Origin of the sequence: Mesorhizobium sp. M7A.F.Ca.CA.001.08.2.1 (assembly GCF_003998455.1) — a bacterium.
GTDB lineage: Bacteria > Pseudomonadota > Alphaproteobacteria > Rhizobiales > Rhizobiaceae > Mesorhizobium > Mesorhizobium ciceri.
The window spans coordinates 1-6,390 of record NZ_RZPW01000339.1 but is presented as its reverse complement, the minus strand read 5'-3'; the positions used below and the strand labels follow the sequence as shown (position 1 = coordinate 6,390).

At 64.3% G+C, this 6,390-nt stretch carries 7 protein-coding genes; 1 reads left to right on the top strand and 6 read right to left on the bottom strand.

Annotation, left to right across the window (positions count from 1 at the left end; genetic code table 11):
- Positions 1 to 384: AMP-binding protein (locus tag EN914_RS19900; RefSeq protein ID WP_164778812.1), on the bottom strand; the 384-nt coding region annotated here is incomplete at its 3' end.
- A 314-nt stretch (positions 385 to 698) separates the two neighbouring features.
- Between EN914_RS19900 and EN914_RS19895 the strand changes: the two genes are divergently transcribed.
- Positions 699 to 1,529, top strand: a complete 831-nt coding sequence (locus tag EN914_RS19895) for an alpha/beta hydrolase (RefSeq protein WP_024503339.1) — start codon at positions 699 to 701, stop codon at positions 1,527 to 1,529.
- Positions 1,530 to 1,577: 48 nt separating this feature from the next.
- Here EN914_RS19895 and glp read toward each other — a convergent pair whose 3' ends face one another.
- The 5 genes from glp to EN914_RS19870 all read right to left on the bottom strand — a co-directional run.
- Positions 1,578 to 2,783: a gephyrin-like molybdotransferase Glp gene (gene glp / locus EN914_RS19890; protein WP_024503338.1), complete on the bottom strand. Its 1,206-nt coding sequence runs from the start codon at positions 2,781 to 2,783 to the stop codon at positions 1,578 to 1,580.
- Entirely contained in the window at positions 2,783 to 3,265 is a 483-nt protein-coding gene (gene moaC / locus EN914_RS19885) for a cyclic pyranopterin monophosphate synthase MoaC (RefSeq protein WP_024503337.1), read from the bottom strand. The genes glp and moaC overlap by 1 nt, the downstream gene beginning before the upstream one ends.
- Before the next feature lie 2 nt (positions 3,266 to 3,267).
- Entirely contained in the window at positions 3,268 to 4,080 is an 813-nt protein-coding gene (trpC, locus tag EN914_RS19880) for an indole-3-glycerol phosphate synthase TrpC (protein WP_024503336.1), read from the bottom strand.
- 3 nt (positions 4,081 to 4,083) lie between these two features.
- Positions 4,084 to 5,094: an anthranilate phosphoribosyltransferase gene (gene trpD / locus EN914_RS19875; protein ID WP_024503335.1), complete on the bottom strand. Its 1,011-nt coding sequence runs from the start codon at positions 5,092 to 5,094 to the stop codon at positions 4,084 to 4,086.
- On the bottom strand, positions 5,091 to 6,390 hold a 1,300-nt coding region (locus tag EN914_RS19870), incomplete at its 5' end, for a peptidyl-prolyl cis-trans isomerase (RefSeq protein WP_127389214.1). The genes trpD and EN914_RS19870, both read right to left, overlap by 4 nt.

The window sequence follows — 6,390 nt, the reverse complement described above, 5'->3', positions numbered from 1 at the left end:
CAGTTCGCCGGCGCGCAGCCTAGGCATGGTGTTGACGACCACGGCGCCGACCTTGGTGGCAGCCAGCCAGCAGGCGACCATGGCGGGGTTGTTGGCCGAGCGGATCAGCACCCGGTTGCCGGGCTCGACGCCATAATTCTCGACCAGCGCGTGGGCGAGCCTGTTCGTCCAGTCGGACAGTTCCTTGTAGGTGCGGCGGCGGCCATTGCCGATCAGGGCTGTGCGGTCGCCGAGGCCCTTCTCGACCAGCCGGTCGGTCAGTTCGACACCGGCGTTAAGGCGTTCGGGATAGTCGAAGCCGTCGAGCAGTATATCGGGCCATTGCTCCGGCGGCGGCAGGTGATCGCGCGTGAACGTGTCGATATGCGCTGAAGGCCCAAGCATGTCGCCGCTCTCCCGTCTGCTGCCTGGCCAGTGCGCAATGCGCCTTGGCTGGATGTGGTGGATCCTAAGGTCCTGCTCTGAGGAGGCTTCGTGCTGCCCATCACGCCTGCTCGGAGATGCGCGCCCGAAAGGGTGAACATCTGCAGGTGAGGGCAGCACAGCAGACCTCCCATTGTCGGCTGTTCGTAAGGGCAGGATCGCACCAGTCGAAATTTGTTTCAAGCCTAAAATGTTTTTGCCCTGGAGCATTGACGCATGGCGTGGCGCTGGCCATTGCTAGCGCAACAGCGATGCCGTTTTGGGGGAGGGCGCAGATGTTCGAACGTCACATCGTCGATTGGGATGATGCCTATGCCAACGGCGCGAACATTGCCGGCAGCGACCGTTGGCCAGCCGCCTGGGCCGAGCCAGCGGCAGCATTCCGTGATGCGCTCTCGGCAGAGAGCCGGGCACGGCTCGACATCGCCTATGGCGACGGGCCGCGCAATGGGCTCGATCTTTTCCTTCCCAAGGCCGCGCCCAAAGGACTGGTGGTGATTATCCATGGCGGTTACTGGCTGGAGACCGACAAGAGCTTGTGGTCGCATCTCGCCAATGGCGCGGTCGGCAGCGGCTTCGCCGTTGCGATGCCCTCCTACACGCTGTGCCCGGACATACGCATCGCAGGCATCGTCCGGGAGGTCGGGGCGGCGATTGGCAAGGCAGCGGCAATGGTTGACGGACCGCTGATGCTGACCGGACATTCGGCCGGCGGCCATCTCGCCACCCGGATGGTGACGACAACCACGCCTTTGGCGCCGGATGTGGCGCGGCGCATACGCCATGTCGTTTCGATTTCAGGTCTACACGATTTGCGTCCGCTCATGCGCACCGGCATGAACAAGGACCTGGCAATCGACGAAGAGGAGGCGCTGGCTGAAAGCCCAGCCCTGCTGCGCCCGATGGATGGCGCCCGCATCACCTGCTGGGCCGGCGGCGGTGAGCGCGCCGAGTTCCTGCGCCAGAATGCGTTGCTTGCCAACATCTGGACCGGCCTCGGCGCCACCACCAGCACCGTGGTCGAGCCCGACCGGCATCACTACGACATTGTCGACGGCCTTACCGATCCGGCGCATCCGCTGACGCAGAGCTTGATCTCCAGCTAGAGCCGAGATCACTTTCTCGTCTGTTATGAACGGCTTGCCTGGAATTCCTCAGCGCAGCATCAAAACGCTGCAAGCCTCGCCCGCGGCTGCTGCAGGGGCAAACGGCGCCCGCACGATCAGCCCGTTGGCGTCGGCCAGCATTCTCAGCATCGAGGAATCCTGAATGCCGAACGGCGTCGCCACCAGCGCGCCGTCATCTTCCCTGACCACGGCTCGGACATAGTCCTGGCGCAAATCATTGGCCGGCATTGCGGTACCCAGTCGCGCTGGGCGAATGTCCTGGCGATGGTTGCGGCCGCCGAGCCGCGCCAGCAGCGGCTTCAGGAACAGTTGCGAGCAGACCAGGCTTGCCACCGGGTTGCCGGGCAGGCCGATGCACCTGATATCGCCGAGGCGGCCGAACATCAGCGGCTTGCCGGGGCGCATGGCGATCTTCCAGAAGCCGAGCGTCATGCCTTCGCCGGTCAGCACATCGTGGATCAGGTCGTGATCGCCGACCGAGGCGCCACCAAGCGTCACGATGACATCCGCACCGGCCGCGACCGCTTTTTGCACCAGTTCGGCGATGGCCTCCTTGCGATCGGCGGCAATGCCGAGATCGAGCGCGCGGGCGCCGACCGAGTGTGCGGCGGCAGCGACGCCATAGGCATTGGACGAGATGATCTGGTCCGGGCCGAGATCACTGCCCGGCGGCAGCAATTCATCGCCGGTGGCGATGATGGCGACCAGCGGTCGTTTCACCACGTTGACCCGGGGATGGTTGGCCGATGCTGCCAGCGACAGTGCCGCCGGGTCGAGCAAACGGCCTCTTTCGAGCAGCATGTCGCCTGTTGAAAAATCGAGCCCGATGCGACGGATATTGCGCCATTGCGCCGTCGGCTCGGTCACTTCGATTTCGCCGCCGCCGAGGTCGCGGACATTCTCCTGGATGACGATGGTGTCGGCGCCTTCGGGCAACGGCGCGCCGGTGAAGATGCGCACCGCTTGTGCCTTGCCGATCCTACCGGCAAAACCACGTCCGGCCGGCGCCATGCCGATCACCGACAGCCTGGATGGTACCGACGCCACGTCGGCGGCTCGAGCGGCATAGCCATCCATGGCGGAAGCGTTGAAAGGTGGCTGGGTACGGAGTGCCACGACCGGTTCCGCCAGAACACGATCCACCGCCTCGAACAGAGGAACGCTTTCGCCGGCTAGAGGTGCCGCACCATCGAGCAGGCGTTCAAGCGCCTCCGCGATAGGAACCAGCGCCATCAGGAGCTCGCCTTGTAGTCACCCGACTTGCCGCCGGTCTTTTCGACCAGGCGGATGCCGGTGATGACCATGGCGCGGTCTACTGCTTTGGCCATGTCGTAGATGGTCAGGCAGGCTACCGAAGCGGCCGTCAGCGCTTCCATCTCGACGCCCGTCTTGCCGGTGACGCGCGCCAGCGCGGTGACCTTCAGGCCAGGTAAAGCGTGGTCCGGCTCGATGTCGACGGAAACCTTGGTCAGCAGCAGCGGATGGCAGAGCGGGATCAGCTCATGCGTCTTCTTCGCCGCCATGATGCCGGCAATGCGCGCGGTGCCGAGCACGTCACCCTTCTTGGCGTTGCCGGCGAGGATCATCTTCAGCGTCTCGGGCTGCATCGCGACAAAGCCTTCGGCGATCGCCGTGCGCGTTGTTTCTTCCTTGTCGCCGACATCGACCATGTTGGCCTCGCCTTGCGCGCCGAGATGGGTCAGGCCTGATACCATCGTCAGAGAGCCTCGGCCAAAGCCTTGCCTGTCAGAAGCAGGCGCGTCGCGGTGGTGACGTCCTGTTGCCGCATCAGGCTCTCGCCGACAAGAAAAGTGCCGATGTCGCTCTTTTGCAGCCTGAGGCAGTCGTCATGCGAGAAAATACCGCTCTCGCTGACCAGCAGGCGGCCGCCCGGCACCATGGGTGCCAGCCGCTCCGACGTTTTAAGGCTGGTCTCGAATGTTCTCAGATTGCGGTTGTTGATGCCGATCAGCCGCGACGACAGTTTTAGCGCGCGCAGCGTCTCGGCCTCATCATGCACCTCGATCAGCGCATCCATGCCGAGTTCGAATGCCGTTGCCTCAAGCTCGCTCGCCAGGGCGTCGTCGACGCTGGCCATGATGATCAGGATGGCATCCGCGCCCCAGGCGCGGGCTTCGTAGACCTGATAGGGATCGAACAGGAAATCCTTGCGCAGCGCCGGCAGCGCGACGGCGGCTCGCGCCCGGGTGAGAAATTCCGGCGCGCCCTGGAAGGACGGTGCGTCGGTCAGCACCGAAAGACAGGCAGCGCCACCCTTGGCATAGGCCAGCGCCAGCGCCGGCGGATCGAAATCGGCGCGGATCAGCCCCTTGGACGGGCTTGCCTTCTTGATCTCGGCGATCAGCGCAAAGGCGCCGGATTTGCGCTTTGCTTCGAGCGCGGCAAGAAAACCGCGCGGTGCGTCGGCGTCCTTGGCTCGCGCCTTGATTTCGGCCAGCGGCACACGTGCCTTTGCCGCCGCGATCTCGTCGCGCTTGTAGGCCTCGATCTTGCGAAGAATGTCAGACACGTTTTACCCGTTCGAAATCTCGACCAGCCTGTCGAGCACTTGCAGGGCCCGGCCGCTGTCGATGGCTTGCGCGGCGAGCGCGATGCCGTCGGCAAGCGTCGTCGCCTTGCCCGCCACCACCAGGCCGGCGCCGGCATTCATCAGCACGGTGTCGCGATAGGCGCCGGCAGCGCCGCCCAACATATCGCGCAAGGCTTTGGCATTGTAGTCCGCATCGCCGCCACGCAGTTCGTCCCTGCTGTGGCGCGGCAACCCGACCGCTTCAGGCGTCAGGGTGAAGCTGCGGATCTCGCCGCCGATCAGTTCGGCGACCTGCGTCTCGCCGGTGGTGGTGATCTCGTCATAGCCGTCGCCATGAGCAACCCAGGCATGCTCCGCACCCAGTGCCTTCAGCGTCTCGGCAACCGGCAGGATCCATTCCGGCAGGAACACACCGACCAGCTGCCGCTTGACGCCAGCTGGATTGGAGAGCGGCCCGAGCAGGTTGAAGATGGTGCGGGTGCCGAGTTCGACGCGGGTCGGACCGACATGTTTCATCGCTGGATGGTGCGCGGGCGCGAACATGAAACCAATGCCAGCCTCGTGGATGCAGCGGCCGATGAATTCGGGCGAGATGTCGATCTTGACGCCGAGCGCAACCAGCACGTCGGCGGCTCCTGTCAGCGAGGACAGGCCACGATTGCCGTGCTTGGCAACCGGCACACCACTGCCGGCGATGACAAAGGCCGATCCCGTGGAAATATTGACGCTGTGGGAATTGTCCCCGCCGGTGCCGACGATATCGATGGCGCCGTCCGGCGCGTCGACTTGCAGCATCTTGGCCCGCATGGTGGCGACGGCGCCGGAAATCTCGCTCACCGTCTCGCCGCGCACGCGCAGCGCCATCAGGAAACCGCCGATCTGGCCGGGGGTCGCATCACCCGACATGATGATATCGAAGGCCTCGCGCGCTTCCTCGAAGGAAAGCGCGCTACCGGTCGCGATCTTGGCGATATGGGTTTTCAGCGCGCTCATCTTGTCGAGGCTTGGGCGACGGCGGCCTGGTCGACGCGAACGTCGTACTGCGTCTGCAACTGCGCCACCAATTGGTCGAGCAGGTCGTCCGACATGCCGGAGGTGAAGGATTTCTGTGCGTCATCCGGCACCGAGCTGGCATCGGCCCCGGCGGGCTCGAACACTTCGGCGACCTTGTACAGGATCTGCCCGTCGCCGGTAGGCGAGGGGATCAGGCCGGTACCGCCTTCGCCGACTCCGAACATCGCTGCGGCACCTTCCTTGCCGAAATCGACGTCGTCAGCCTCGCGCTTGACACCGCGCTTGGTCTGCTTTTCCAGCTTCAGTTCGCTGGCAATGACATCGAGCGTTGCGCCGGCCTTGAGCCGCTTTTCCAGCTCGTCAGCCTTGGCGGCGAGCCGCTTGCTTGTTTCCGCCGCCGTCCAGTCGGCCACGACTTTCTGACGAACCTCATCCAGCGTGCGGTCGCGAGCCGGCGTGATGGACGCCACCTCATAGAAGACGAAGCCGTTGTCGGCTGTGGTCAAGGCATCGTTTTCCGTGTTGGGTTCGGCGTCGAAGACCGCTTTGATCAGCTCCGGCGATTGCGGCAGGTCCTTGACGATGCTTGCATCTGGCCGCAGTCCACTGCGATCGATGGCGTCGATGGTGACGACCTTCAGCTTCAGCTTGGCCGCAGCGTCGGCCAGCGAACTGCCGGCGGCGCGGGTGTCATCGTAATTGTCGCGCACGTCCAGAAGGATGCGGCTTGCCTCGCCCAGCGCCAGATCCTTGCGGATCTGGTCGGACACCTCGGCCAGCGGCTTCACCACTTCGGGCTTGATCTCGGTGACACGCAGCAGCACCGGACCGAAGGCGCCCTGCACGACCTGGCTGACTTCATTGGCGTTAAGCGCGAAGGCGGCGTCGGCGACCGCCTTGTCGGCGATCTTGTCCTTGGCAAGCGTGCCGAGCAACGTGTCGGCCGGGGTCTTGCCTTCCGCCGTGACCAGCTTGTCGAAAGTGGCGCCTGCCTTGAGCGAATCGAACGCGGCCTTGGCCGCATCCGGCGTCTTGAACACGAGCTGCTCGATGGTACGCAATTCCGGCGTGGTGTAACGCGCCTTGTTCTTGTTGTAATCGTCGCTGACCTGTTGGTCGGTGACGGCGGTCGGATCCATGATGTCGACCGGCTCGAGGCGGACATAGGAGAATTTGCGGTATTCGGGTGCCGCATATGTCTTCTTGTTGGCTTCGAAATAGGCCGAAAGCACGCTATCGGATGGCGCCGCTATCGGCTCCACCAGTGCCTTGGGC